The organism is Serratia ficaria, assembly GCF_900187015.1.
GTDB classification, from domain to species: domain Bacteria; phylum Pseudomonadota; class Gammaproteobacteria; order Enterobacterales; family Enterobacteriaceae; genus Serratia; species Serratia ficaria.
Map to the genome: position 1 here is coordinate 1,260,252 of NZ_LT906479.1, position 26,063 is coordinate 1,286,314.

The 26,063-nt window shown below is 55.7% G+C and carries 29 protein-coding genes and 1 tRNA gene; 20 read left to right on the top strand and 10 right to left on the bottom strand.

The annotated features are described in order from the left end of the window. The first annotated feature begins 242 nt into the window (after nucleotides 1–242). Nucleotides 243–1,394: a cyclopropane fatty acyl phospholipid synthase gene (gene cfa / locus CKW09_RS05900; RefSeq protein ID WP_061799431.1), complete on the top strand. Its 1,152-nt coding sequence runs from the start codon at nucleotides 243–245 to the stop codon at nucleotides 1,392–1,394. A gap of 130 nt (nucleotides 1,395–1,524) precedes the next feature. Here the strand turns inward: cfa and CKW09_RS05905 are convergent, their stop codons facing one another. The 3 genes from CKW09_RS05905 to tesA form a co-directional block, all read right to left on the bottom strand. Then, complete coding sequence (locus CKW09_RS05905) at nucleotides 1,525–2,379, bottom strand: co-chaperone YbbN (RefSeq protein ID WP_061799432.1); 855 nt, start codon at nucleotides 2,377–2,379, stop codon at nucleotides 1,525–1,527. A gap of 78 nt (nucleotides 2,380–2,457) precedes the next feature. Then, a complete protein-coding gene (locus CKW09_RS05910; RefSeq protein WP_061799434.1) occupies nucleotides 2,458–3,234 on the bottom strand; it encodes an SDR family oxidoreductase in 777 nt (258 codons plus the stop codon). 25 nt (nucleotides 3,235–3,259) lie between these two features. After that, the gene (tesA, locus tag CKW09_RS05915; RefSeq protein ID WP_161990696.1) at nucleotides 3,260–3,898 is read right to left on the bottom strand and encodes a multifunctional acyl-CoA thioesterase I/protease I/lysophospholipase L1; all 639 of its coding nucleotides are present in this window, start codon (nucleotides 3,896–3,898) and stop codon (nucleotides 3,260–3,262) included. On the opposite strand from tesA, the gene ybbA reads away from it, so the two are divergent. The 3 genes from ybbA to CKW09_RS05930 all read left to right on the top strand — a co-directional run bounded on the left by ybbA (nucleotide 3,869) and on the right by CKW09_RS05930 (nucleotide 8,781). Then, complete coding sequence (ybbA, locus tag CKW09_RS05920) at nucleotides 3,869–4,555, top strand: putative ABC transporter ATP-binding protein YbbA (RefSeq protein WP_061799436.1); 687 nt, start codon at nucleotides 3,869–3,871, stop codon at nucleotides 4,553–4,555. The two genes, tesA and ybbA, sit on opposite strands and share 30 nt — an antisense overlap. After that, complete coding sequence (gene ybbP / locus CKW09_RS05925; protein WP_061799437.1) at nucleotides 4,552–6,984, top strand: putative ABC transporter permease subunit YbbP; 2,433 nt, start codon at nucleotides 4,552–4,554, stop codon at nucleotides 6,982–6,984. Before ybbA ends, ybbP begins: the two co-directional genes overlap by 4 nt. Before the next feature lie 390 nt (nucleotides 6,985–7,374). After that, nucleotides 7,375–8,781, top strand: coding sequence for a sugar porter family MFS transporter (locus CKW09_RS05930; RefSeq protein WP_061799438.1), 1,407 nt, complete (start codon nucleotides 7,375–7,377; stop codon nucleotides 8,779–8,781). 72 nt (nucleotides 8,782–8,853) lie between these two features. On the opposite strand, the gene purK is transcribed toward CKW09_RS05930, so the two are convergent. From purK to ppiB, 4 genes are all read right to left on the bottom strand, one after another. Continuing rightward, complete coding sequence (gene purK / locus CKW09_RS05935) at nucleotides 8,854–9,921, bottom strand: 5-(carboxyamino)imidazole ribonucleotide synthase (RefSeq protein WP_095096102.1); 1,068 nt, start codon at nucleotides 9,919–9,921, stop codon at nucleotides 8,854–8,856. Then, nucleotides 9,918–10,442: a 5-(carboxyamino)imidazole ribonucleotide mutase gene (gene purE / locus CKW09_RS05940; RefSeq protein ID WP_061799441.1), complete on the bottom strand. Its 525-nt coding sequence runs from the start codon at nucleotides 10,440–10,442 to the stop codon at nucleotides 9,918–9,920. Before purE ends, purK begins: the two co-directional genes overlap by 4 nt. A gap of 154 nt (nucleotides 10,443–10,596) precedes the next feature. Continuing rightward, a complete protein-coding gene (lpxH, locus tag CKW09_RS05945) occupies nucleotides 10,597–11,319 on the bottom strand; it encodes a UDP-2,3-diacylglucosamine diphosphatase (protein WP_095096104.1) in 723 nt (240 codons plus the stop codon). Nucleotides 11,320–11,329: 10 nt separating this feature from the next. Beyond that, entirely contained in the window at nucleotides 11,330–11,824 is a 495-nt protein-coding gene (gene ppiB / locus CKW09_RS05950; RefSeq protein WP_061799443.1) for a peptidylprolyl isomerase B, read from the bottom strand. A gap of 308 nt (nucleotides 11,825–12,132) precedes the next feature. Here ppiB and cysS point away from each other — a divergent pair, with 308 nt between their 5' ends. Further along, nucleotides 12,133–13,518 (top strand): cysteine--tRNA ligase, encoded by a 1,386-nt coding sequence (cysS, locus tag CKW09_RS05955; protein WP_061799444.1) that lies wholly within the window; start codon nucleotides 12,133–12,135, stop codon nucleotides 13,516–13,518. A 61-nt stretch (nucleotides 13,519–13,579) separates the two neighbouring features. Here the strand turns inward: cysS and ybcJ are convergent, their stop codons facing one another. Both ybcJ and folD read right to left on the bottom strand, forming a co-directional pair. After that, nucleotides 13,580–13,792 carry a ribosome-associated protein YbcJ gene (ybcJ, locus tag CKW09_RS05960; RefSeq protein ID WP_061799446.1) on the bottom strand — a complete coding sequence of 71 codons (213 nt, stop codon included), beginning with the start codon at nucleotides 13,790–13,792 and terminating at the stop codon, nucleotides 13,580–13,582. 10 nt (nucleotides 13,793–13,802) lie between these two features. Next, the gene (gene folD / locus CKW09_RS05965; RefSeq protein ID WP_095096107.1) at nucleotides 13,803–14,669 is read right to left on the bottom strand and encodes a bifunctional methylenetetrahydrofolate dehydrogenase/methenyltetrahydrofolate cyclohydrolase FolD; all 867 of its coding nucleotides are present in this window, start codon (nucleotides 14,667–14,669) and stop codon (nucleotides 13,803–13,805) included. Nucleotides 14,670–14,877: 208 nt separating this feature from the next. Here folD and CKW09_RS05970 point away from each other — a divergent pair, with 208 nt between their 5' ends. From CKW09_RS05970 to CKW09_RS24845, 15 genes are all read left to right on the top strand, one after another. Further along, nucleotides 14,878–15,087 (top strand): hypothetical protein, encoded by a 210-nt coding sequence (locus CKW09_RS05970; RefSeq protein ID WP_167387235.1) that lies wholly within the window; start codon nucleotides 14,878–14,880, stop codon nucleotides 15,085–15,087. 183 nt (nucleotides 15,088–15,270) lie between these two features. Next, nucleotides 15,271–15,347, top strand: a tRNA-Arg gene (locus tag CKW09_RS05975). A 165-nt stretch (nucleotides 15,348–15,512) separates the two neighbouring features. Next, entirely contained in the window at nucleotides 15,513–16,727 is a 1,215-nt protein-coding gene (locus tag CKW09_RS05980; protein ID WP_095096109.1) for a tyrosine-type recombinase/integrase, read from the top strand. 145 nt (nucleotides 16,728–16,872) lie between these two features. Then, nucleotides 16,873–17,940, top strand: coding sequence for a DUF6387 family protein (locus tag CKW09_RS05985; protein ID WP_095096112.1), 1,068 nt, complete (start codon nucleotides 16,873–16,875; stop codon nucleotides 17,938–17,940). A gap of 144 nt (nucleotides 17,941–18,084) precedes the next feature. Beyond that, nucleotides 18,085–18,291, top strand: a complete 207-nt coding sequence (locus tag CKW09_RS05990; RefSeq protein WP_095096117.1) for a helix-turn-helix transcriptional regulator — start codon at nucleotides 18,085–18,087, stop codon at nucleotides 18,289–18,291. Then, nucleotides 18,291–18,713 carry a hypothetical protein gene (locus CKW09_RS05995; protein WP_095096119.1) on the top strand — a complete coding sequence of 141 codons (423 nt, stop codon included), beginning with the start codon at nucleotides 18,291–18,293 and terminating at the stop codon, nucleotides 18,711–18,713. Before CKW09_RS05990 ends, CKW09_RS05995 begins: the two co-directional genes overlap by 1 nt. 14 nt (nucleotides 18,714–18,727) lie before the next feature. Then, complete coding sequence (locus CKW09_RS06000) at nucleotides 18,728–19,579, top strand: antA/AntB antirepressor family protein (RefSeq protein ID WP_095096122.1); 852 nt, start codon at nucleotides 18,728–18,730, stop codon at nucleotides 19,577–19,579. Then, nucleotides 19,566–20,480, top strand: a complete 915-nt coding sequence (locus CKW09_RS25025; RefSeq protein WP_167387236.1) for a host cell division inhibitor Icd-like protein — start codon at nucleotides 19,566–19,568, stop codon at nucleotides 20,478–20,480. Before CKW09_RS06000 ends, CKW09_RS25025 begins: the two co-directional genes overlap by 14 nt. After that, entirely contained in the window at nucleotides 20,473–20,664 is a 192-nt protein-coding gene (locus tag CKW09_RS06010) for a hypothetical protein (protein ID WP_095096131.1), read from the top strand. Before CKW09_RS25025 ends, CKW09_RS06010 begins: the two co-directional genes overlap by 8 nt. Continuing rightward, nucleotides 20,664–20,897 (top strand): hypothetical protein, encoded by a 234-nt coding sequence (locus CKW09_RS06015; RefSeq protein WP_095096134.1) that lies wholly within the window; start codon nucleotides 20,664–20,666, stop codon nucleotides 20,895–20,897. Before CKW09_RS06010 ends, CKW09_RS06015 begins: the two co-directional genes overlap by 1 nt. After that, on the top strand, nucleotides 20,894–23,017 hold the full coding sequence (locus CKW09_RS06020) for a DUF927 domain-containing protein (RefSeq protein WP_095096137.1): 2,124 nt from the start codon (nucleotides 20,894–20,896) through the stop codon (nucleotides 23,015–23,017). Before CKW09_RS06015 ends, CKW09_RS06020 begins: the two co-directional genes overlap by 4 nt. 243 nt (nucleotides 23,018–23,260) lie before the next feature. Continuing rightward, on the top strand, nucleotides 23,261–23,491 hold the full coding sequence (locus CKW09_RS06025; protein ID WP_095096141.1) for a hypothetical protein: 231 nt from the start codon (nucleotides 23,261–23,263) through the stop codon (nucleotides 23,489–23,491). 169 nt (nucleotides 23,492–23,660) lie between these two features. After that, nucleotides 23,661–23,825, top strand: coding sequence for a YdcA family protein (locus tag CKW09_RS24840; protein ID WP_231922127.1), 165 nt, complete (start codon nucleotides 23,661–23,663; stop codon nucleotides 23,823–23,825). Between the two features lie 87 nt (nucleotides 23,826–23,912). Continuing rightward, nucleotides 23,913–24,254 (top strand): DUF3024 domain-containing protein, encoded by a 342-nt coding sequence (locus CKW09_RS06030; protein WP_095096144.1) that lies wholly within the window; start codon nucleotides 23,913–23,915, stop codon nucleotides 24,252–24,254. Nucleotides 24,255–24,743: 489 nt separating this feature from the next. Then, nucleotides 24,744–25,280: a hypothetical protein gene (locus tag CKW09_RS24845; RefSeq protein WP_231922128.1), complete on the top strand. Its 537-nt coding sequence runs from the start codon at nucleotides 24,744–24,746 to the stop codon at nucleotides 25,278–25,280. A gap of 373 nt (nucleotides 25,281–25,653) precedes the next feature. Here the strand turns inward: CKW09_RS24845 and CKW09_RS06040 are convergent, their stop codons facing one another. Next, on the bottom strand, nucleotides 25,654–25,866 hold the full coding sequence (locus tag CKW09_RS06040) for a hypothetical protein (RefSeq protein ID WP_095096147.1): 213 nt from the start codon (nucleotides 25,864–25,866) through the stop codon (nucleotides 25,654–25,656). Nucleotides 25,867–26,063: the final 197 nt, after the last annotated feature.

Here is a 26,063-nt window from a genome sequence, read left to right on the forward strand (position 1 = left end):
GGCAAACCTCCTGTCAGACATATGTAAACGAATATTACGCCAGCGGCCGGGTAAAGACTAATCATTCAGGGGGGAGTTGGCGGTGAATATGCCAAATTGGCATGTTTCCAATAATTTTAATTCATTTCATGACGTTGTCCGGCTTGGTTAGAGTAAAAGTCTCGCCGCTTTTAACTTCAAATATTTGTCATTTTTATTTGCGACTATGCTTTTTGAAATGACATCTCGCGCCAAGGATTGTTATGGATTCGATCAGTGTTGATGAACTCGCCTCAAAAAAAGATCGCTGGTATCGCATTGTGGAAGAAATGCTGGCGGAAGCCGGCGTCGCCATCAACGGCAATCGCGCCTGTGACATCCGGGTGCATAATCCCGCGCTGTTCAAGCGCATCCTGCAGGAAGGCTCGCTCGGCTTTGGCGAAAGCTATATGGACGGCTGGTGGGACTGCGATCGGCTGGATGCGTTATTCACCCGCATATTGCAGGCCGGCGTCGATGAGCGGCTGCCGAAAAGCCTGAGCGACATCGCGCGCATCGCCTATGCCCGGCTGTTCAACCGCCAGTCGCGCAAACGCGCCTGGCAGGTGGGCAAAGAGCATTACGATATCGGCAACGACCTGTTTCGGGCGATGCTCGATCCCTATATGCAATATTCCTGCGGTTACTGGAAAGAGGCCCAAACGCTGGAGCAGGCGCAGCAGGACAAGCTGAAGATGATCTGCGAGAAGCTGCAGCTGAAGCCGGGCATGTCGCTGTTGGACATCGGCTGCGGCTGGGGCGGGCTGGCGCAGTATGCGGCGCAGCACTATGGGGTTTCGGTGCACGGCGTGACCATTTCGGCCGAGCAGCAAAAGCTGGCGCAGGAACGCTGCCGCGGGCTGGACGTCGAGATCCTGCTGCAGGATTATCGCGATTTGAACCGTCAGTTTGACCGCATCGTTTCGGTCGGCATGTTCGAACACGTCGGGCCGAAAAACTACGACACCTACTTCAGGGTGGCGGCGCGCAACCTGAAGCCCGACGGCCTGTTCCTGCTGCACACCATCGGCTCCAACCAGACCGATCTCAACGTCGACGCCTGGATAGACAAATACATTTTCCCCAACGGCTGTTTGCCGTCGGTGCGGCACATCGCCGAAGCCAGCGAAGGGCGTTTCGTGATGGAAGACTGGCACAATATCGGCGCGGATTACGACCGCACGCTGATGGCGTGGCTGGCGAATTTCAAGCAGGCGTGGCCGGCCTTGTCAGGGCGCTATTCCGAACGCTTCGAGCGGATGTTCACTTACTATCTGAATGCCTGCGCCGGCGCGTTTCGCTCGCGCAACATTCAGCTGTGGCAGGTGGTGTTCAGCCCGAAAGGTATAGAAGGCGGTGTTCGGGTTTACCGCTAATCCCCCTCGTCTTTCCCGCCGCATCGTTGTTGGCTGCACGTTCGAACCCTGGTCACTTAGTTATCTAAGCTCCCAGGGCTTCTCGCGTTTGCCGCCTAAATGCGACGAAAAATCCATTGGGGATGGCGGGTTAATATAATAAAGAATACAGCTGACGGCGATACTTGGCCGCCAGCGCGTCGCCGGTGCCCAGCGCGGCCAGAATATCCATCAGCGTCTTGCGCGCGTTGCCGTTGGCGGCGGCCAGATCTTTCTTCAGATGGCCGATCAGCAGTTCCAGCGCTTCTTCGTTGCGCCCGACCTGATGCAGCTGCAGCGCCAGCTGCACCGCCAGATCCACGTTGTCCGGCTGCTGCTGAACCTGTTGCTGCAGCTGCTGGATTTCCGGGGTGTCGGCCGCCTGCTTCAGCAGCTCAATCTGCGCCACCAGGCCCTGGTAACGGGTGTCGCGGTCCTGCAACGGAATGGTCGCCAGCACCGCTTCGGCGTCTTCGCTGCGGTTCAGCGCGATTTGGGTCTCGGCCAGCGTCAGGCCGATGTCGCTGCGTTGCTGGCTTGACTGCCAGGCGTCTTTCAACAGCGGCAGCGCTTCGGCGGCCTTATCGTCCGCCAGCAGTTCCATCGCCTGCGCCAGCTTCAGATCTTCTTCCTTCGGCAGGAAACGCTGCAGGAATTCGCGGATCACCTCTTCCGGCTGCGGGCCCTGGAAGCCGTCGACCGGCTGGCCGTCTTTGAACAGGTACACCGTCGGGATGGATCGCAGCCCGAACTGGGAGGCGATCATCTGTTCGGCGTCGCAGTCGACCTTGGCCAGCACGAACTGCCCGGCGTATTCCGCCGCCAGTTTGTCCAGCAGCGGGGTGAGCTGCAGGCAGTGTTGGCTGCGCTCCGACCAGAAGTAGAACAGCACCGGGATGGACATCGACTGTTCCAGCGTCTGGTGCAGGTTAGTTTCGTTAATATCAACAACAGCTTGAGCTAGCATGTATTTTCTCTCTGATCTTGCGGAGCCATTGGCTTGTAGATGGGGGCGCGCCGGCATTCTTCAACCCCGACGGCCAAATTAACCGTTGCTGCGCAGCAGCCAGTCCAGCCAGCGCCCCGGCAGAATGCGGCGCAGCACGCTCAGCGCGTGCGCCAGCAGGGTGACCGGATAGCGCAATTTGGCCTTCGGGCTTTCCAGCGCGTGGCGCAGCTTGGGCAGAATGGCCTCCGGCGGCAGCGTCAGGCGTTTGGCGATGCCGGGGTTATGCACCGGTTTGTCGCTCTGCGCCTGATTGACGTTTTGGGTAAAGTGGGTGGCGATGGGCCCCGGTTCGATCAGGCTCACCTGAATGCCGCTGCCGTGCAGCTCCATGCGCAGCGCATCGGACCAGGCTTCCAACGCGAATTTGCTGGCGGCGTAGGCGCCGCGGCCGGCGCTGGACACCAGCCCCATCACCGAACTGGTCTGGATAATGCGCCCCTCGCCGTGCGGCAGCATCGCCGGCAGCAGCAGCTGGGTCAGCTGATGGGTGCCGAACAGGTTGGTGGCGAACTGCCGTTCCAGCTGGCGGCGGGAAATGCGGCTCAACGGGCCGTAAACCCCGAAGCCGCCGTTGTTGAACAGGCCGTACAGGCGGCCTTCGGTCAGCGCGATCACCTGCGCCGCGGCGCGTTCGACGCTGGCGCTGTCGTCGAGATCCAGCTCGATGCCTTCCAGCCCGAGCTGGCGCATGTTTTCCACGTCCTGCGGCTTGCGGCAGGCGGCCAGCACCCGGTAACCGCGGTTGCGCAAGTCCTGCGCCGCAATCAGTCCAATCCCGCTGGAACAGCCGGTTATCAATACCGCTTTTTGCATAACTTTACCTAGTGTACAACCCTATTTAGTTAGACTCATGTTTTACTAGAGGTTCCAGACGTTCCGCCATCCAGGTGGCGATAAACGGCTGGGCGTCCCGATTGGGGTGCAATCCGTCATCCTGCATCCATTCCGCTTTCACCACCACCTGCTCCATATAGAACGGCAGCAGCGGGATATCGAACTGCTTGGCCAGCGTCGGGTAAATCGCGCTGAACGCCTCGGTATAGCGGCGGCCGTAGTTCGGCGGAATGCGGATCTGCATCAGCAGCGGCTGGGCGCCGGCCTGCCGCACCAGGGTGATGATTTGGCCGAGATCGCGTTGCACATCCTGCGCCGGGAACCCGCGCAGGCCGTCGTTGGCCCCCAGCTCGATCAGCACCCAGCGCGGCTGATGTTGTTTCAGCAGCGCTGGCAGACGCGCCAGGCCCTGCGCGGCGGTGTCGCCGCTGATGCTGGCGTTGACCAGCTGCGGCTCGCCCGGTTTTTTCTGCCATTGATCGGCCAACAGCGTCGGCCAGGCCTGCGCCACCGGCAGGCGATAGCCGGCGCTTAAACTGTCGCCCAAAATCAATAAGGTATCGGCGGCGACGGCGCGTAAACTGAATAATCCCAACAGCAAAAGGAAGGGAAGATGCCAGCGGAAAACGTTCTTGAAGTTCATCATCTTAGTAAACACGTTGGTCAGGGTGAGCATCGGCTCTCCATCCTTACCGGAGTCGAGCTGGTTGTCAAACCCGCGCAGACGATCGCCCTGATCGGCGAATCCGGCTCGGGCAAATCGACGCTGCTGGGCATCCTCGCCGGGCTGGACGACGGCAGCGAAGGGGAGGTGCAGCTGCTGGGCGAGTCGCTGACCGCGCTGGATGAAGAGGGCCGCGCCGCGCTGCGCGCCAAAAACGTCGGCTTCGTGTTCCAGTCGTTCATGCTGGTGCCGACGCTGAACGCGCTGGAAAACGTGCAGCTGCCGGCGCTGCTGCGCGGCGAGAGCGACCGCCAAAGCCGCGAGCAGGCGGTGCAACTGCTGGAACAGCTGGGGCTGGGCAAGCGGCTCGATCACCTGCCGGCGCAGCTGTCCGGCGGCGAGCAGCAGCGGGTAGCGTTGGCGCGCGCCTTCAGCGGCCGGCCGCGGGTGCTGTTCGCCGATGAGCCGACCGGCAACCTCGATCGCCAGACCGGCGAACGCATCGCCGACCTGCTGTTCACCCTCAACCGGGATTTCGCCACCACCCTGATACTGGTGACTCACGACGAAACGCTGGCGGCGCGCTGCCAGCGGCGGCTGCGGCTGCGCGAAGGCAAGCTGTGGGAGGAAGCATGATCTGGCGCTGGTTTTGGCGGGAATGGCGCTCCCCGTCATTGCTGATAGTCTGGTTGGCGCTGACGCTGTCGGTCGCCTGCGTGCTGGCGCTGGGCAGCATCAGCGACCGCATGGACAAGGGGCTGAGCCAGCAGAGCCGCGACTTTATCGCCGGCGATCGGGTGCTGCGCAGCGCCCGGCCGGTGCCGGAGGGGTGGTTGCTGGACGCGCAGCAGGAAGGGCTGAAACTCAGCCGCCAGCTGTCGTTCACCACCATGACCTACGCCGGCGATCGGCCGCAGCTGGCGGACGTTAAGGCTACCGATCTGGCCTATCCGCTGTACGGCAAGCTGGAAACGCGACCGGCCAACGTCAAGCCGGAGCCGGGCTCCGTGCTGGTGGCGCCGCGCCTGCTGGCGCTGCTCAACGTGAAGGTCGGGGACATGCTCGAGGTCGGCGACACCCGCCTGCGCATCGCCGGTGAAATCATTCAGGAGCCGGATTCCGGCTTCAATCCGTTCCAGACCGCGCCGCGCATCATGATCAACCTGGCGGACGTCGATAAAACCGGCGCGGTGCAGCCGGGCAGTCGCCTGACCTATCGTTACATGTTCGCCGGTGCGGCGCAGGATCTCCAGGGTTACGAAACGCGCCTGACGCCGCAGCTGCAGCCGGACCAGCGCTGGTTCGGGCTGCAGGAGTCCGGCAGCGCGCTGGGCAAATCGCTGCAGCGTTCTCAACAGTTCCTGCTGCTGTCGGCGTTATTGACGCTGCTGCTGTCGATCGCCGCGGTGGCGGTGGCGATGAGCCACTACTGCCGCAGCCGTTATGATCTGATTGCGGTGCTGAAAACGCTCGGCGCCGGCCGCGGCGCGCTGCGCAAGCTGATCGTCGGCCAGTGGCTGGCGGTAATGCTGCTGGCGGCGGCGTGCGGCGGGGCGATAGGTTTGGCCTTCGAGGCGGCGCTGATCCGCCTGCTGGCGCCGGTGCTGCCGGCGGCGTTGCCCGCCGCCGGGGGCTGGCCGTGGCTGTGGGCGCTGGGCGCGCTGGTGCTGATTTCGCTGCTGGTCGGGCTGCGGCCGTATCGACAACTGCTGGCCACCCAGCCGCTGCGCGTGCTGCGCCGCGACGTGGTGGCCAACGTCTGGCCGCTGCGCTATTTCCTGCCGGCCACGGCGGTGATCGTGGTGGCGCTGCTGACCGCGCTGATGGGCGCCAGCACGCTGCTGTGGGCCATTTTGGCCGGCATTCTGGTGCTGGCGTTGCTGCTGGGCGGCATTGGCTGGGGCAGCCTGTTGCTGCTGCGCCGCATCCAGCTGAAGAACCTGGCGCTGCGGCTGGCGGTTAACCGTTTGCTGCATCAGCCGTGGGTGACGGTCAGCCAGCTGGCGGCGTTTTCGCTGTCGTTCATGCTGCTGGCCCTGTTGCTGGTGCTGCGCGGCGATCTGTTGGATCGCTGGCAGCAGCAGCTGCCGCCGGACAGTCCGAACTACTTCCTGCTCAACATGACCGAAGCGCAGGTGCCGCAGGTGCAGGCTTTCCTGCAGCAACGGCAGATCAAACCGGAGACGTACTACCCGATCGTGCGGGTGCGTCTGACCGAGATTAACCAGCAGGTGGCTACCGAACGGGTGCATGAGGACGATCCGGGCGGCGAGGCGGTCAACCGCGAGCTGAACCTGACCTGGCTGGCGCAGCTGCCGGATCACAACCCGCTGCAGGCCGGCAGTTGGCCGCCGCAGGCCGGGGAGGTGTCGATGGATCAAGGCATCGCCGGACGATTGAAGATCAAGCTGGGCGACACGCTGACCTTCAGCGGCGATACCCAGTCGTTCAGCGCCAAAGTCACCAGCCTGCGCCAGGTGGACTGGGAAAGCCTGAAGCCGAACTTTTACTTCATTTTCCCGCCGGGCGCGCTGGACGGCCAGCCGCAAACCTGGCTGACCAGCTTCCGTTATGACGGCGACGGCCAGATGCTGACCCAGCTTAACCGCCAGTTCCCGACGCTCAGCCTGCTGGACATCGGATCGATCCTGAAACAGGTCGGCGGCGTGCTGCAGCAGGTCAGTCGTGCGCTGGAGGTGATGGTGGTGCTGGTGGTGCTGTGCGGCGGCCTGTTGCTGATGGCGCAGGTGCAGGTCGGCATGCGGCAGCGGCGACAGGAGCTGGTGGTGTACCGAACGCTGGGTGCCGGCAAGCGTCTGTTGCGCAGCACGCTGTGGTGTGAATTCGCTTTGCTGGGGCTGGTGGCGGGCGTCGCCGCGGCGGTTGGCGCGGAAGCGGCGCTGTGGCTGCTGCAAAGCCAGGTGTTTGATTTCCCCTGGGCGCCGACGCCGGTGCTGTGGTGGGCGCTGCCGCTGTTCAGCGCGCTGTTGCTGTCGCTGTGCGGTGGCTGGCTTGGCGTGCGCCTGCTGCGCGGGCGGGCGTTGTTCCGCAGCTACGACGGGTAACCGCCCTCGGCATGGATCCGGCCCGTCGCCAGGCCGGATCCGCTTCAGCTCCTCTTTCCGCTCCGTCGCCCCGAGTCCCCCGATCCCAGGTTCTTCCTGCCGGCAGCCCTTGGAATGTGAGTGAAATCGCTTACAAGTTTACCGAAATCGGCCCCGGGAATACGCTAATCGCCCCGGATTGACGTTCCGCGGGGTTTATTTTTCAAACCGCATGAGTAAAGTAAGTGGCATTTTATTAGTGACTTACGGCTACTTTTTGCCGATGCGGCGTTTTTTTTGCAAAGAAAAAATAATGTAACCGTTTCCACTAATGTGATCGCACTCACTTACCGTCGGGCGATTGCCTCCTATCATGGCGTTAACTGATGAACGTTACCTATTGGAGGCTGTATGAGTGCTACCGCCAAAGCTGCACCGGCTGCAAAAGGCCAGGCTAATGCCGGTATGACTTTTTTCGTCTGTTTTCTGGCTGCGCTAGCCGGGTTGCTGTTTGGCCTGGATATCGGCGTGATTGCGGGCGCTTTGCCGTTTATTACCGAGTCGTTTAATATCACCAGCTCCCAGCAGGAGTGGGTGGTCAGCTCAATGATGTTTGGGGCGGCGGTCGGCGCGGTCGGCAGCGGCTGGATGAACTTCCGCCTGGGGCGCAAATACAGCCTGATGATCGGCGCGATCCTGTTTGTGGCGGGGTCGCTTTGTTCGGCGTTCGCGCCCGACGTGGAAATACTGATCGTTTCCCGCGTGCTGCTGGGGTTGGCGGTGGGCATCGCCTCCTATACCGCGCCGATTTACCTGTCTGAAATTGCGCCGGAGAAAATTCGCGGCAGCATGATTTCCATGTATCAGCTGATGATCACCATCGGCATTTTGGCGGCTTATCTGTCTGACACCGCCTTCAGCTATACCGGCGCCTGGCGCTGGATGCTGGGGGTCATCACCATTCCCGCCGGGCTGCTGCTGGTCGGCGTGTTTTTCCTGCCGGACAGCCCGCGCTGGCTGGCCTCGCGCAATCGCCATGAACAGGCGCGGCAGGTGCTGGAAAAGCTGCGCGACAGCAGCGCGCAGGCCCAGCATGAGCTGAATGAAATTCGCGAAAGCCTCAAGCTGAAGCAGAGCGGCTGGGCGCTGTTCAAAGACAATAAAAACTTCCGCCGCGCGGTGTTCCTTGGCGTTCTGTTGCAGGTGATGCAGCAGTTCACCGGCATGAACGTCACCATGTATTACGCGCCGAAAATATTTGGCCTGGCGGGCTTCGCCAGCACCGAGCAGCAGATGTGGGGGACGGTGATCGTCGGGTTGGTCAACGTGCTGGCCACCTTTATCGCGATTGGCCTGGTCGACCGCTGGGGCCGTAAACCGACGCTGATCCTCGGCTTTATCGTAATGGCGGTGGGCATGGGCGCATTGGGGACCATGATGAGCCTCGGCATGAGCACGCCGGCGACGCAATACTTCGCCATCATCATGCTGCTGATGTTTATCGTCGGTTTCGCCATGAGCGCCGGCCCGCTGATCTGGGTGCTGTGCTCGGAGATCCAGCCGCTGAAAGGCCGCGATTTCGGCATTACCTGTTCTACCGCCACCAACTGGATCGCCAACATGATCGTCGGGGCGACCTTCCTGACCATGCTCAATTCGTTGGGCAGCGCCTGCACCTTCTGGGTTTACGCGGCGCTCAACGTGCTGTTTATCTTCATCACGCTGGCGCTGATCCCGGAAACCAAAAATATCTCGCTGGAACATATCGAACGCAATCTGATGGCCGGCAAACCGTTGCGTAAAATCGGCTCGCGTTGATCTCTGCGGCAACAAAAAAGGGTTCAGTTCTGAATGCGAACTGAACCCTTTTCCTTTCGTCGGCGACCGACCTTAAGCCAGCTTCCGCTGCGCCCAGGCCAGGCCGCTCTGATACTCGTCCGGCAGCAGCGGCGCCAGTGCCTGCAGCGTCTGGCGCAGGGCGGCGGCGCTCGGATCGTTCAGGTTCAGGTGGCCCACCTTGCGGCCAGCGCGCACCTCTTTCTGGTACCAGTGCAGATGCACCAGCGGCAGCGCCAGCCACTGCGGATCCACCGCGGTGCCGATCAGGTTGACCATCGCCGAAGGGGTGCTCACCACCGGCTTGGGCAGCGGCAGCCCGAGGATGGCGCGCAGGTGCAGCTCGAACTGGCTGATGGAGGCGCCGTTTTGCGTCCAGTGGCCGCTGTTGTGCACCCGCGGCGCCAGCTCGTTGATCAGCAGGCGATCGCCGACGATAAAGCACTCCATCGCCATCACGCCGACGTAGTTCAGCTCGTTCAGGATCGCCGCCAGCATCTGCTCGGCCTGCCGCTGCAGCGCCGGATTGGGCTGCGGCAGCGCCACGCTGGCGCGCAGGATGCCGTCTTCATGCAGGTTGTGGGTCAGCGGATAGAACACCGCGCTGCCGTCGTGGCCGCGCGCGCCGACCAGCGACACTTCGCCGGAGAAGTTGATGCCCTGTTCGACGATGCATTCACCGTAGGCGTCGGTCGGCAGTTCAGCCTGCTGGCCCGGGCGCAGGCGCCACTGGCCGCGGCCGTCGTAACCGCCAACGCGGCGTTTGACAATCGCCAGTTCGCCCAGGGTGGCGAATACCTGCGGCCACTCGGCGGCGCTCGCCAGCAGTTGCCAGGGCGCGGTGGCCAGGCCGAGCTGGTCGAGCAGCTGTTTTTGCGTCAGGCGATCGGCCAGACGCGGGAAGATGTCGCGGTTCACGAAGCTGCCGTGGGTCGCCAGCTCGCGGGTTAAGGCGGTTTCCGGCCAGCGCTCGATCTCGGCGGTGATGACGCTGTTCTGATAAGGCACCGCCTCCGGCTCGGCGTCGAGGCCGACCGGATAAACGGCGATGCCCAGCGGTTCGCCGGCCTGGCGCAGCATGCGCCCCAGCTGGCCGTTGCCCAGTACGCAAACCGGCTTCATGCTTCCTCCCGCGGATCCGGGTTGTTCAGCACGTCTTCGGTCTGCGCGCGGCGCCAGTCCGCCAGACGCTGCGCCAGTGCGCCGTCGTGCAGCGCCAGGATCTGCGCCGCCAGCAGCCCGGCGTTGGCCGCGCCGGCTTTGCCGATCGCCAGGGTGCCGACCGGGATGCCGCGCGGCATCTGAACGATGGAATACAGGCTGTCCACGCCGCTCAGCGCGGCGCTTTGTACCGGCACACCCAGCACCGGAACCAGGGTTTTCGCCGCCAGCATGCCCGGCAGGTGCGCCGCACCGCCCGCGCCGGCGATGATCACGTCAAAACCGTTGGCGCTGGCCTGTTCGGCGAAGCTGAACAGTTTATCTGGCGTGCGATGAGCGGAAACGACGTCGACATGGAAGGGGACATCGAGCATGGTCAGGACTTCGGCGGCAAACTGCATGGTGGCCCAGTCACTTTTCGATCCCATTACAATTGCGATTTTAACCTCAGCGGGGGTGGCTGAAGCGGCGTTGGCTCCCATGGGTGTAAGGCTCCTGTGATTGTGCAAGCGTCGGCCGCAGGGGCCGAATGAGGGCGTAGAGCATACCATGAGCGCACGGCGAGGAAAACGGTTGCGTCGCCGGTTTTCGCCGTCGAAAGCGCGAATTTTTTCACTCGCGCGGCAAGTCAGGGAGTTAGAACGGGAATTGGATCAGTTCGACGGCGTCGGCGCTGACTTTGATCATCGAGCCTTCAACGTGCCAGGCGCCCAGCACCGCGCGGTGGGCTTCGCCGTTGTTCAGGCTCAGCCGATGCACCGCCGGCCGATGGGTATGGCCGTGGATCATCCAGCGCACGCCGTGGCGCCGCATCGCCTGCTCAACCGCTTGCGGGTTGACGTCCATGATGGCTTCCGACTTGTACCGGTTGGTTTGCTGGCTGCGGGCGCGCATTTTGGCGGCGATCTTGAGGCGCCAGCGCAGCGGCAGGGCCAGGAACAGCTTTTGGATCAGCGGATTGTGCACCCTGCGGCGGAACTGCTGGTAGGCCTGATCGTCGGTGCACAGGGTGTCGCCGTGCAGGATCAGAATTTTGCGGCCGTACAGTTCCAGCACTTTTTCTTCCGGCAGCAGCTGCATGCCGCTGGCGCGGGCAAAGCGCTTGCCCAACAGAAAATCGCGGTTGCCGTGGATGAAGTAGCAGGGCACGCCGGTCTGCTGCAGCGCCTTCAGCGCCGCGGCGATTTCACCGTGCAGCGGCTCCGGATCGTCATCGCCGATCCAGGCTTCAAACAGGTCGCCGAGGATGTACAGCGCGTCGGCGTGGACGGCTTCACGCCGTAAAAAACGCAGAAAACCGGCAGTGATTGCCGGTTCCTGTGCGCACAAGTGCAGATCTGCGATGAACAGCGTACTCATGCAGCCGCGATTACTCGCTGACGGTAACGCTGTTGACCACGACGTCTTCTACCGGCACGTCCTGGTGCATGCCGCTGCGGCCGGTTTTCACGCCTTTGATCTTGTTGACCACGTCCATGCCTTCAACCACTTCTGCGAATACGCAGTAGCCCCAACCCTGCGCGTTTTCGCCGCGGAAGTTCAGGAAGTCGTTGTCTGCCACGTTGATGAAGAACTGCGCGGTGGCGGAGTGCGGATCGTTGGTGCGCGCCATTGCCAGGGTGCCGATGGTGTTTTTCAGACCGTTGTTGGCTTCGTTCTTGATGGTCGCGTTGGTGGCTTTCTGGTTCATGCCAGGCTCAAAACCGCCGCCCTGGATCATGAAGCCATTGATGACACGGTGGAAAATCGTGTTGTCGTAGAAGCCTGCGCGGCAGTAGTTCAGGAAGTTTTCAACGGTAACCGGCGCTTTGTCAGCAAAGGTCTTGATAACGATGTCGCCGTGATTGGTGTGGAAAGTAACCATAGTTTTAGTCCTAACAAGATGAAGTGAGACGTCACGTAGAGCGAGTGAACATTCAGACCGACCTTATAACATATCTCCCAGAGCGAGTCAGCAGCGGCTAAACCGCGCGCCGGCTGTGGAAAAACTAAATTTGTTATATTATAACACTCATGCCGAACGCTGATTTTTCACCGTTTTCCATCGGCAGAGTCGGCAAAGCATGGCCTTAACCTTGCATTAGATCAGGCTTCGGGTTTCAATACGCTACCGGGTGAACAACCTGAGCCTGGTTACCATTTTTGTTATCACGCACACCACGGAATGTCCCGATGCTAAAGATTTTTAATACCCTGAGTCGTCAAAAAGAGGAATTCAAACCCATTCATGCCGGAAAAGTCGGCATGTACGTGTGCGGGGTAACCATCTATGACCTGTGTCATATCGGCCACGGGCGTACCTTTGTCGCTTTCGACGTGGTGGCGCGCTACCTGCGCTATCTCGGTTACTCGCTGAACTACGTGCGCAACGTCACCGACGTCGACGACAAAATTATCCGCCGCGCGGCGGAGAACGGCGAAACCTGCGATCAACTGACCGGGCGCATGCTGGCGGAGATGCACGCCGACTTCGATTCGCTGCTGATTGAACGCCCGGATCTGGAGCCGCGCGCCACCCAGCATATCGCCGAAATCATCGAGATCACCCAACGGCTGATCGACCGCGATCACGCCTACGTGGCCAGCAACGGCGACGTGATGTTCTCGATCGACAGCGATCCGCAATACGGCCTGTTGTCGCGCCAGGATCTGGACCAGCTGCAGGCCGGCGCGCGCGTTGAAATCGACGACGTGAAGCGCAACCCGATGGACTTTGTGCTGTGGAAAATGTCCAAGCCGGGCGAACCGAGCTGGCAGTCGCCGTGGGGCGCAGGGCGCCCGGGCTGGCATATCGAGTGCTCCGCCATGAACTGCAAGCAGCTCGGTACCCATTTTGACATCCACGGCGGCGGTTCCGACCTGATGTTCCCGCACCACGAGAACGAGATTGCCCAGTCCAGCTGCGCGCACGACGGCCCGTACGTCAACTATTGGATGCACTCCGGCATGGTGATGATCGACAAAGAGAAGATGTCCAAATCGCTGGATAACTTCTTCACCATCCGCGACGTGCTCGGCCATTACGATGCCGAAACGGTGCGTTACTTCCTGATGTCCGGCCATTACCGCAGCCAGCTGAACTACAGCGAAGAGAACCTGAAGCAGGCGCGCACCGCGCTGGAGCGTTTGTACACCGCGCTGCGCGGCACCGACGCAACGGCGCAGCCGGCCGGCGGCGAAGCCTTCGAGGCCCGTTTCCGCGAGGCGATGGACGACGATTTCAACACCCCGGAAGCCTACTCGGCGCTGTTCGATCTGGCGCGTGAAGTTAACCGCCTGAAGAACGAAGACATGGCGGCGGCCAACGGCATGGCGGCGGAGCTGCGCAAGCTGGCGAAGGTGCTCGGCCTGCTGCAGCAGGAGCCTGAACAGTTCCTGCAAAGCGGCGCCAGGGTCGACGACGGCGAAGTGGCGGAAATCGAAGCGCTGATCAAGCAACGCAACGACGCGCGCAAGGCCAAAGACTGGGCGCTGGCGGATGCCGCGCGCGATCGGCTGAACGAGATGAACATCGTGCTGGAAGACGGCCCGCAGGGCACCACCTGGCGCCGCAAGTAATTCGGCGCGGCAGGCAAACAAAAAAGGCGCTGAATTCAGCGCCTTTTTCTATGGCAGGGGATTAGGGTTTGACCACAACCTTGCCGCCGGCAAATTCCACCACCTGATCGGCGACGATCTTGCAGCGCTTGCGGGTTTCGACCTTGCCGTCGACCTTAACCTGCCCTTCGGCAATCACTTCTTTCGCGGCGCCGCCGCTTTCGCACCAGCCCTGGAACTTCAGCAGATCGCAGAGTTCGACGTGGGGGTGATTATCCAGATTAAAAATTTCCATACTGCCTTACTTATTTAGGTTGAACGTCGTGATATTCCTCGCAGGCCTGCAAGGTATTTTGGATCAGTGTAGCAACGGTCATCGGGCCAACGCCACCCGGAACCGGGGTAATGTAGGCGGCGCGTTCGCTGGCGGCCTCGAAATCCACGTCGCCGACCACTTTGCCGCTTTCCAGGCGATTAATGCCGACGTCCACCACGATGGCGCCCGGTTTGATCCAGTCGCCCGGAATAAAGCCCGGCTTGCCAACCGCCACCACCAGCAGATCGGCGTTCTCGACGTGATGGCGCAGATCCTTGGTGAAACGGTGGGTGACGGTGGTGGTGCAGCCGGCCAGCAGCAGCTCCATGCTCATCGGGCGGCCGACGATATTGGATGCGCCAACCACCACGGCGTTCAGGCCGTAGGTGTCGATGTCATAGCGCTCCAGCAGGGTGACGATGCCGCGCGGGGTGCAGGGGCGCAGCTTGGGCGCGCGCTGGCACAGGCGGCCGACGTTGTACGGGTGGAAACCGTCGACGTCTTTATCGGGATGGATGCGCTCCAGCACCTTGACGTTATCGATGCCGGCCGGCAGCGGCAGCTGCACCAGAATGCCGTCGATTTCCGCATCGGCGTTCAGCTGGTCGATCAGCGCCAGCAGCTCGGCTTCGCTGGTGGTGGCGGGCAGATCGTAGGAGCGGGAGAGAAAGCCCACTTCATCGCAGGCGCGGCGCTTGCTGGCGACGTAAATCTGCGAGGCCGGGTTCTCGCCGACCAGCACTACCGCCAGGCCCGGGGCGCGTTTACCGGCCGCCAGACGTTGTTTAACTTGCTCAGCCACTTCGTTTCTAACCTGCTGCGCAATCGTTTTACCATCAATAATCTTTGCTGCCATCGGTGAGGAAATCCATCAATTAAGAAAAGCGGGGATGGCGCTATTTTGTCAGAAGCTGAGCGCGCTGTCAGGCTCTGAATCATCCCCGGCGCCGTTTGCCGGCGTCGATTTACGCTTTTTTTATACCAACAGAATGATCCTCTACGTCTTTTTTACCTGCGGCTGGGTAGGCTGAGATCGTTGCCATCAAGGTCATGGGGGACAAATCATGATGCTCATCACCCGGCTTTACCCTTTGCATCACCCGGCGGATAGCCCGCCGGAACCGCCTAAGCACGTGGGGGAAACGGTGTTCGACTCGTCGCTGCACCCGGCGGAGGCGGCGCAGTCGACGCTTTTGCGCCCGCTCGGCAGGCACGCGGCCAAGCCCGCATGGCGAATGCGCCTGAACGCGCTGCGCCGCAGGCTGCGCGGATGAATAAACTGGCCTGCCGCCGGATTTCGCCTGGGTGAAATGACGGCGTTAACCCGGCGGCGCGCGGCCGCTGGCTGAAAAAACGCCATAAAGCACGGCTGCCGCCGTAACGTCATGAAAAGGCATTGACTCAATGATCTCTGACCGTATAATCCCACCCGCAACCCCAGGTTGCCGCATCCCAATGCGCCCTTAGCTCAGTTGGATAGAGCAACGGCCTTCTAAGCCGTAGGTCACAGGTTCGAGCCCTGTAGGGCGTACCATTTTCACTTCTCTCAACGTCTACTAAAGTCCACTCATCCCCAGTAATCCTAGTATTCTCCAAAAATCTCATTCTACCAATGTCTCCTAACGTCTATTGAAATCTACACTCAAGTGGGGGTACATTTGGGGGTATTCGCAGGTTCAATAAAGTGAGATACCCCCAGATGAAGCTCAATGCCAGGCAAGTCGATACTGCCAAGCCGAAGGATAAGCCTTACAAGCTCTCTGATGGCGGTGGCCTCTATTTATTGGTTAACCCTACCGGTGCCCGCTATTGGCGCTTGAAATACCGCGTTGCTGGCAAAGAGAAGCTTTTAGCCGTGGGGGTATATCCAGATGTATCTCTCGCTGATGCCAGGGCCAAACGAGATGAAGCGAAACGTCTTTTGGCTGCTGGTGGAGATCCGGGGGAAGAAAAGAAAACCGAGAGACAGGCAAAGAAGGTTAGCGTTGAAAACACCTTCGAAGCGCTGGCCAGAGAATGGCATGCCTATAAAGAACCCAACTGGTCCAAAGGCTATGCCGAAGACCTGATGGAGTCTTTCGAGAAAGATATCTTCCCTTACATCGGTAGAAGACCTGTCGCTGATATTAAGCCGCTTGAAGTTTTGGAGGCGCTACGCAAGTTAGAAAAGCGTGGCGTTCTGGATAAGATGCGTAAGATCCGCCAAGCCTGCAGTCAGACTTTCCGCTATGCCATCGTTACCGGAAGAGCGGAGAATAACCCGGCCAGCGAATTAGCCGGTGCGTTGGCTATCCAGAAGCATAAGCATTACCCCCATCTCGTTGCCTCAGAGTTTCCTGAGTTTCTACAGTGCCTCAATGATTACACCGGTAGTTCTGTCACCAAAATAGCGACACGTTTGCTCCTGCTGACGGGTGTGCGCACGATTGAACTCCGTGCTGCCGAGTGGGCTGAGTTCGATTTGGATAAAGGGCTCTGGGAAGTGCCTAAAAGCAGAATGAAAATGCGCAGACCGCACTTGGTGCCGCTTTCAGAGCAGGTTCTGGTGCTTCTCCACCAGCTTCAAGAAATAACTGGTCGCTTCAAATTAGTCTTCCCAGGGAGGAATGACAGCACAAAACCGATGAGCGAAGCGAGCATCAACCAGGTAATAAAACGTATTGGTTATCACGGACGCGCTACCGGGCACGGTTTCCGCCACACAATGAGTACTATTCTCCACGAGCAGGGGTATAACACCGCCTGGATTGAAACTCAGCTGGCGCACGTTGATAAAAACTCTATCCGTGGTACCTACAATCATGCCCAGTACTTGGATGGTCGCCGGGACATGCTCCAATGGTATGCCAATTATATGGATGCGCTGGAGCGTGGCGATAATGTGGTTCACGGCACATTCGGTAAGAGTGCGTAACTGTACAAATAGACAGTATCTATGGACGGTAGTAGACTTTGGTATACAGTAAAAGAATAAGGCTATGCCTAGGCTGATCCCCGAAAACCAGTACACCTCTACTGGCTGACATAGCCCCCAAACTCAGAGGGCGTGAGGTGGCGTAATGAAATCAGAACTCAGAAGTACAGAAGAACTGGACCTGGAAATAGAAAGAGTTTGCAAAAATATAACTGAAAGCTATGATTTTTTTGATTACATCAGAGGTTTTGATTTTGGTGTAAAGGATGTTTTGAAGAATATAGATGTCATTAGGTATGATGAGATTACTAAGGATTTTGATGGAATCCAGTTTTATGTGGCATTTAAGAAAAGAATAGAAATATTAGCATCTATTGAATATGCTAAAAGACTTGACTCTGAGAGTTACGAAATGTATTTGTCTGATTTCACTGATGATGAAATTTTAGATGATGTTACATCCTACCCTGTTCCAGAAGAGGATTTTTATGATGGAATAAAGGATGATGTTAGACGTGAACTGATGGATACATCTATATTTTTAGAAAAAATTTTTTATGGTGATGCCGTAAAAATCACGAGCGATGACTTAAAGTATGCAAATGATTGGAGAGCTAAGACGACAATAAATGCAATTGATATGTCTCGTATAGCTTTTTTAAATAGATACGGTGGTTTTATGGGAGGGATGGATAATAAGGAGTACAATGAGGTCATTGGAGATGTGCTAAAGGAAAACGCCAGCATTGAAACTGTGAAGAAAGCTAGAGAGATACCCTTTGGATATGGATGGGAAGAAGGAGGCATAGGAAAGTCTACAATTTGGGCTGAAATTGATCTTAGCGCCCCCGATGAAATACTATTTGAAGGTTTCAAAAACTGGATTGGTCATGCACGAGAAATGCATGGGAATGTATTTGATAAAAAAGTAAGTAAAGGTAAGGTGAAAAGTAATTTCAAACCATCCCTTATAAAAAGATGGAAGGTTCTTCGTGTATTAGCTTACTTTGATATGAAAATTTTGTCTTCATTTTTTCATCAAAGCCCGACTCTAAAGCAGTACGGTGATGCTTTATACTTTGATGAATATGATGTCGATACTACCGAAAAAGTTAGGAAAACGCTGATTCCGATAGTGCAGGATGTTGTGGATGGAGACTGCCTTGATAATCTGATGCAGAAAGTTATTGCGGAAGACAAGATTCCAAAATAATTACCGGAATGAAAATTGATTTTTTTCTTTCCGGTATGAAAAAAATAAAAAATGTTGCCTTCCACCAAATACCGATTAAAGAGAATATGTCCATGTCATCTACTTACGTCCACTCAGGGCGTTTAACAGAAACAGGTGGGCAGAATGCTGAAAGATACGCAATCTCTTATTCGTATATCAGAAGTTCAACGTCGTACAGGTTACAGCAAGGCGTGGATTTATCGTCTTATCAGTCAGAAACGCTTCCCGTCAACCGTTAAGATTGGCACTCGCTCAATTGCCTTCATCGAAAGTGAGGTAGATGCCTGGATTAATCAGCGTATCGCTGAGTCTCGTGGGGAGGCCGCGTAATGGAAATAAAAAACCGCCCCGTACAGCAGGAGGCTAGTCAGAAGGTTGGTACCTCTGAAAATAGAGCTATCCCCACCATCAAGCCAGCACCGAAAAAGCACCGTGCTCGCGTCTATATGCTGAAAACCGGCATCAATGGCTGGACAGAGAATGACATTCTTAAGTATTGCCACCTCTCATCTGGCCGCAACTACGCAAGTGAGCTGGAGCGCTGTCTTGATATTCAACTGGAGCGTATCGACGAGAAGAATCCAGACGGCATCGACAGCCATTTCCGATATCGCTTTGTGAGCTGTGCTGACGTTCTGCGCGTGATCCAGTTGGTCAACCATAACGCCGCTGCTGGTGGCTATCACGGCCTATCTCAGAGCGACATAGCCAACATCCTGACCTTGTACCCTGAAGCCTTCACCGCCGCTTAACGGAGCCTGACAATATGAACATGAAAAATACGGCCAACACTGGTCGGGGCCAAACTCACCCCAAAGAAAGCCTCGGCATTATTAACAGCAATGACTTTGCGTCTCTGGTCCCGGTTATTGCCGGTCAGATAGGTGGGCGTGAAAGTAATATCGTGAGCGCCAAGGCATTGCATAAATCGCTAGGGGTAGGGCGCGTCTTTTCCAGCTGGTTTAATGCGCGAGTGGAAGAATACGACTTCAAAAGCGCGGTTGATTATGTTGAGTCTGATACACCCATTTCGGTGTTTCAATGTCCAAATATCGATCAAGTAAAGTCGGCGCGAGTGCAAACATCTCGGGGTGGCGACAGACGTAGCAAAGATTACGCTATCACTCTGAACATGGCTAAAGAGCTGGCTATGGTTGAGCGCAACGACCAGGGCCGAGCCATTCGCCGTTACTTCATCCAGTGTGAGGAAGAGTTATACCGCAGCGTTCCAGAGGTAGCCGCACGTTTACGCCACCAGCTTAAGACGCGCATTGGGGCAGCCAATATGTTTAAAGCGATGTGTGCAGCCTTAGAGGCTGCTCGTGCCGAACAGGGCAAGCAAACCTCTCAGAATCACTACACTAACGAAAGCAACATGATTGCTCGTATCGTCCTGGGAGGTATTACTGCCAAGCAGTGGGTGTTGGCTAACGGATTAGATGGCGATCCTCGTGACAACATGAGTGCCGAACAGCTAGAGCACCTCTCCTACTTGGAAAGTACCAACATCACTCTGATTGATATGGGTATGGATTACGAGCCACGTAAAGCCGAGTTAATGCGCCTATCACAACGTTGGTTAACCAAGCGCTTGGGGAGCGAGAATGATGACAAATGATGACGTTCTCAGCGCTATGAACCTCACAAAACCAGACATTGGGAAATATGTTGCTGGCACTGCAGGAGGTTTTTCGGCGGTCATTTCGTTTGATGGGGGGAGTTTCGCGACCAATACACGCGCAGAGTTTTCGGAGGCCATAAAAAAAGGCGAAGCGACAAATGTTTATCAGTCGAGTTTCGCGACCAATAAGTGTCGAGAGTTTTGCGAGTCCATAAAAAAGGGCAGCACAGTGAATGCTGCTCGTTGGCTACGCGGGCGGGTAAATTACTCTTTAGGCTTCTTTCGCTGTTCGTTCTTGAGCTTACGCCCACATGCATCTAGTACCCAAGAGGAGAAACTAGCACCGGGATTTTCTTCTTTCTCGCGTTCTACGCTGGCCTCTATGTCAGCGATAAGTTCATGCGGGAAGCGTATAGCCTTTTTATCTGACTTGTTATTTGTGTTTCCTGTAGCCATTGCTAGTGCTCATATTTCTGTTTGTGGTGGTAGCACACCATACAACAAAAAAAGACATAGTAAAACTCTTGACGTGGGAGCACACCAAAATGTAAGGTGGGCGCACACCTTATCCACAGGTAAGGCACAAGAAATACATAAAATAACGAAGCCCGGCAGTGCGTCAACACTAACCGGGCCTCTTACTACCAACGATAGAGAAAGTATCGAGGCAGCTATGTTAAATCATACCACACACCCGCAAGGGCGGAATACGCATACCCAAACTCAGCCATCGTTTACCTATGTTTTCGTGGCCATTCGCCGTACCTCCCCACAACTGAAGCACGAACAACGTCGAGTTACCGCTTGTACTGAGCGTGAGGCCCGCAAAATTCTTGTGCGTGATTTTGTCCTTGTTCTAGCTAGTCGTATTGCGGCACAGGCGGTGAGCCATGGCTGATATCACTTTAGAACAGGCGACTGAGCGTGCGCGTCAGGCGGAAGTTATATGTCGGATCTTGGAGCATTACCCAAACCCGATGGATACCTATGAGATTGATGCGATTGTTTCACTGCTCGGTAAGCTGACCGGCAATGTGGCAGCTTGGCTGGTGGAAGAGTTAGCACTGAAGGAGAACAAATAATGGCTATTTCCTTCACTGATATCGACTCGCAGGCAAGTCAGCTAAAAAAAGCGCGTGCAGTGCTCAGTCTGGTCGTTGATGCTCTCCCTAATGATGCCGAAAATGAAGATTACGGATGGGCAATTTCGACAGCTCATAGCATTGTTCATGATGCTATTAGGGCTTTAGAAAAGGTTGTTAATGACGATCTCAATGCGCAAAGGGCTCACGGTAAACTGGAGGGGCAATCATGAGAAATGCTCCGAACGTCAAGCATATCCCAGTTGATACCTTCACTGAGGCGGTCATATTTGCAGGCTCAGATGCGTGGATCCATGCCAAGCATTGGCAGGCGGGGAATCCAGCTCGTGATACTACTCCTCCTGTTGTTCTGTCTGATAAGGAGCTTTCTTCCCTCGGAGCTATCCGTATCGTTGATGAGGGGCGTCGCTTTGTGCGTGTCTATCGTGCAGGGAGGCTAAGTGAGCTGCAGGTTACAGCCATTGCGACACGTTTGGCATTAGCCGGGGTGACTCAGGCGCATCTCTACTCCGAAAGCTACGAACTACTGGAGGATTGGACGAATCAACTTCCTCGACTTAAGGCGGAGGCTGAGCGTGGAGAAGGGGTCGCCGTACAGCTAAAAGTGATTCACGGAGGTAACGATGCTCAACCGGATGAGGACCCGTTAAAACCACGCGTAATCAGCCGAGAGGGTGGCGTGTTCTACGTCACCTCAAAGGTAGACAACGACAGCGGCAAAACCACCAGTAACGAACGCTGGTTATGCTCGCCATTGGGTGTGGTTGGTATTGGTCGTGATGATAAAGACCAATACATGATCCTCCGCTGGCTGGCTCAGGGTTCTGAGACTGAAACGACCCAAGCTATTCCACTGGCTGATATTGGTGAGCGTGAGGGTTGGAGAGCTCTCAAGGCTGGTGGCGTGAACGTCGTTACTACGGGTTCACTACGCGCCATCCTGGCTGACTGGCTACAGCGTAGTGGCTCTCGGGAGGTTTGGCGTGTAGCGCATGCGACTGGCTGGCAGTGCGGGGCATACATCATGCCGGATGGCGAAATCATCGGCGCACCGACAATGCCAGTGTTATTCAATGGCCGAAGTTCAGCCGCTGCAGGTTATACCATCAAAGGTTCCGCAGATAGCTGGCGTGATAACGTGGCTCGCCTGGCTTTTGGCAATTACTCCATGATGACGGGTATCGCAGCCTCACTGGCCGCTCCGCTAATTGGCTTGTCTGGTACCGATGGGTTTGGCATCCATTTCTACGAGCAGTCTAGTGCCGGTAAAACCACTACCGCCAACGTAGCTAGTAGCCTCTACGGTAATCCGGATTTACTACGCCTGACTTGGTACGGAACTGCTCTCGGCTTAGCCAATGAGGCTGCAGCCCACAATGATGCGTTGATGCCACTGGATGAGGTCGGACAGGGCGCAGATCCTGCAGGTGTGGCTCAGTCCGCCTATGCCCTGTTTAACGGTGTAGGGAAGCTCCAGGGAGCCAAAGAAGGCGGTAACCGCGATTTGAAGCGCTGGCGTACGGTGGCGATCAGCACTGGTGAAATGGATATGGAAACTTTCATTGCGTCTGCAGGAAGACGTATCAAAGCTGGCCAGTTGGTGCGCTTGCTGAATATTCCACTAAGCAAGACTGTACGCTTTCATGAATTCCACACCGGGAAGCAACATGCTGATGCTCTCAAAGATGCCTACCAGAGCCACTACGGAGCTGCTGGGCGAGAATGGATTAAATATTTGGCCAACCACCAGCAGGAAGCGGTCGAGGCTGTAAGGGCTGCTGAGGAGCGCTGGAGGTCATTAGTCCCTAGTGACTATGGTGAACAGGTTCATCGTGTAGCAGCGAGGTTCGCCATTCTTGAAGCGGCTTTGAGCTTTGGGCGCGTCATCACTGGATGGGATGATAAGACTTGCCAGGACGCTATCCAGTACAGCTTTAATGCCTGGGTGAAGGAGTTCGGCACGGGTAACAAGGAGCATCAACAAATCGTTGATCAGGCGGAGGCGTTCTTGAACTCCTTTGGCATGAGTCGGTTTGCACCGTTACCCTATGATCCGCAAAGTCTGATGATTCGCGATATGGCTGGCTACAGAGAGCGTGGCAAGCACGATACAGACAAGATGGTGTTCCATACCTTCAAATCTGCGTTTGAAAAAGAGATTGCAGCCGGGTTCAATGCGAAGCACTTTGCCAAGGTTTTACTGGAGTCCGGCATGCTCACACCGCCAAGCAGTGGCCGTGGTTACCAGAGGAAGTCTCCAAGAGTGAATGGCCAACAGGTTAACGTCTATGTCCTGCACTACATGCCCGAGGAGAAACAACCAGAAGAGTAATTTCTCACGTACGTAGTAAGTGTGTTGGTTCAGTCAGTTCAGTTGGTTCATTATGTTAAAGTAATTGTTCTATATAATAATTATTTTATGTTCTGAACCAACACTGAACCAAAAAATACGCGTTTTGAACCAACAAATTCGTGATTCTCTCCGCAAAAGCAGCGCTCCCACTATGAATATTCATGGCTAATCTTTCCTATACCCACACAACGTTGGGTTTTAAACCGACCAGAAGAGGGAAAGATGACCCAGACAAATCTTCAGCCATTACTGATTACCCGTAAAACTGTTCAGTTTCTTCTTGGCGGAATGTCGAAAACTACCTTCTGGCGTCGGCGCCAGCAATGGGAGGCTCAGGGAACGCCATTCCCTTCCCCAGCCCCTGGCACTAATCCAATCAGGGGCGGTGAGCAGTATCGTTACAAAGAGGTTATGGAGTTCTTTAAGCGGATAGGAATAATAGATGAATACTAAATGATGTTGGTTATTAAATATTAGCTAGCTATATGATGAGGCCTGTTTTTTAGCAGGCTTTTGTTTATGTGGCATTGATCGAACGTTGATCACTTTGGTATAGCTATGTGAACGCCAGCTGAGCATAGTAGGCATAAAACAAATCTATGGGCCCATAGAGGGGCAAATCATGAAGAAAGTTATTTTGGTGGCATGCTTGTCACTTTTTGCATTCACAGCAACCGCAGCAAACAAACCATGCTCTGGTAAGAAGGGCGGTATATCTCATTGCTCCGGAGAGAAGTTCGTCTGCAAAGATGGTTCGATCAGCAAGTCGAAGAAGATTTGTCGTTGATGACCTCTGGTATTTGTGGAACCTGTCACTACTGGGATCGTTAGTCTTAGTATTCCAATGGCCTGATGAGATGGGTAGGGAGGGATAATGGCATTTAACGATTTAGAATTTCACGCAGTCAAAAAGGAAGTCGAGGCGTTTGTGGAAAGCAGACGTCCGCCAATACATATCAGGCCTGAGCTGGATATCGCCTACAAAATTGATGACCAGACCATCGAAATCTTGGAAGTACGCCCGCTATGGAATGGCGAGCCTGGTGAAATGGTGGAGCACGCCACAGCTAAGATAACCTATGTCCGCTCTCAGAAGACATGGAATGTCTACTGGATGCGAGCAAGCCTTAAGTGGGAGCTGTACGAGAAAGCCAAGACGCTAGCCGATGCGCTGGAGATTGTACGTACTGACAAGCATGGCTGCTTCTTCGGGTAGCCAGTGGGCTGATGAGCTGGGTGGCACGCTACGGGCAATCAAAGCTTGAGGCAGCAATGGATAAATATGCTCTACATATCACACTAGCCATCATGTTCGTAATCATGCTAGTCATGGGCTCGGGGTGTAAGCCGTTCGTTATGCAGGACGTCATGCCGTAGGGGTTATCTTGGCCGAGTTGGTGATGGCTGGGTAAGGTCGCAGAGATGCGGCCTTTTTTTATGTCCAGTACATTGGTGATTGAGTGAAAAACACCAAGTTCAAGTCCGATAGTGTGGGATAATCTATTGGTATTAATGTAAGTCAATGATAATTAAGTGGAATAAATCACAACGAAGCCAAATGAATCAAAATGAATCCAGCAATGACCCATCCAAATTACCATTTTGGTGTTTTTTTAAAAAAGAATCCAACGATCGTTAAAATCTTCTTGATAGAGATGGCCGATCGATCGTAGTATTTGGTTAGAGGACTTATTAGGGGAATGCTATGCAAGATAACAATTTCACTCTGGGAGAGTTCATCCTCTTCTTACAGTGCCTACCAGAACTCAACATTGTTAATAATGATGCTACGGCCAGGAATCTTAAGGATGCATCAATGCGTTTGATTTCATCAATTCAAAACCAAACGCACATGGATATCCGTGATATTAAAATTGACACGCTACTCGACAGTTACAGCGACAATGCCGATCCTATTCCTTCAGAGGCCACTCTGAACGCTTACAAGAGCCGTATGCAAAGCGCTATTGATAAGTTTCTGGCTTACCAGACAGGGAATACCTCGAATGCCACCCCCACTCAACCCGAGTTGAAAAAGGAGCGCAGGAAATTGGTCCTTAAGAAAAAGGCAAATACTTCTAGTGAAGGTGAGGTTAAAACATTTGAGTTACCTATTCCCTTGCGAGGCGACATCATCGTGACTATCGGTAATCTACCGCGCGATCTCACACAAGAAGAAGCGAAGCGAATCAGCAATATTGTCGAATCGTTCGCACTGCCAGAAGGGTTTGGAAAAGAATAAAGCCCCGTTTGCAGCGGGGCTTCATAGGGGGAAGAGATTGGACTCTCTTCTTGGTGGCAGGAAAACCCGCTACACCTTTGTACTAAGCACACTTAGGATAGCGGCTATCCGGGGCCAATACAAGACTGTATAGGATTACAGGATTGTTGACGTTTGAGGATATGACATCATGATGATTCATGACGTTAATCGCGATGACTACATCTATGAACACGATAAGCCAGTATATGTACGCAGTTACTGTCGAATTCGTTTCGGTGAAGTAGAAAATGTTCGCCAACACTTCCGCTCTTACCCGAACTAATTCGGGATGCTAGAAATGCCCAACCCGGCCACCGAGCCGGGTTTTTTGTGCTTCAAAACTGTGAAGTGCTTACTTCTTGTTTGATAAATAAGCTATCAAATCAAGTGCGTCGTCAGCCATAGCCACTGCATACTCACTTCCTGTTTGGCGTTCGATGAAACCTTCTATAGCATCCATCACGGTAGCAGTATGGATTTGGTTGCCGACTTTAATCACTTCAAAAACAGCACGCCCAATGGCTAGATAAATATCATCATCAAGATCAACAATCCTCGAATACATACCCACCGTCCAGTTTCAAAGCCAACCTTTCTTGATATCTTACCTCGCTTTGGAACTCTATTTGTCTGAGGAAAATCTCATTTCAGTATGTAACTGTCCGTAACCCTTGTTTGCGTTTCATGCTGGAGATAACCTGACTTTGTGACATATAGGCCGATAGCGTCCTTGTGGCTACCTTCGTAACGTTTACAAATCTT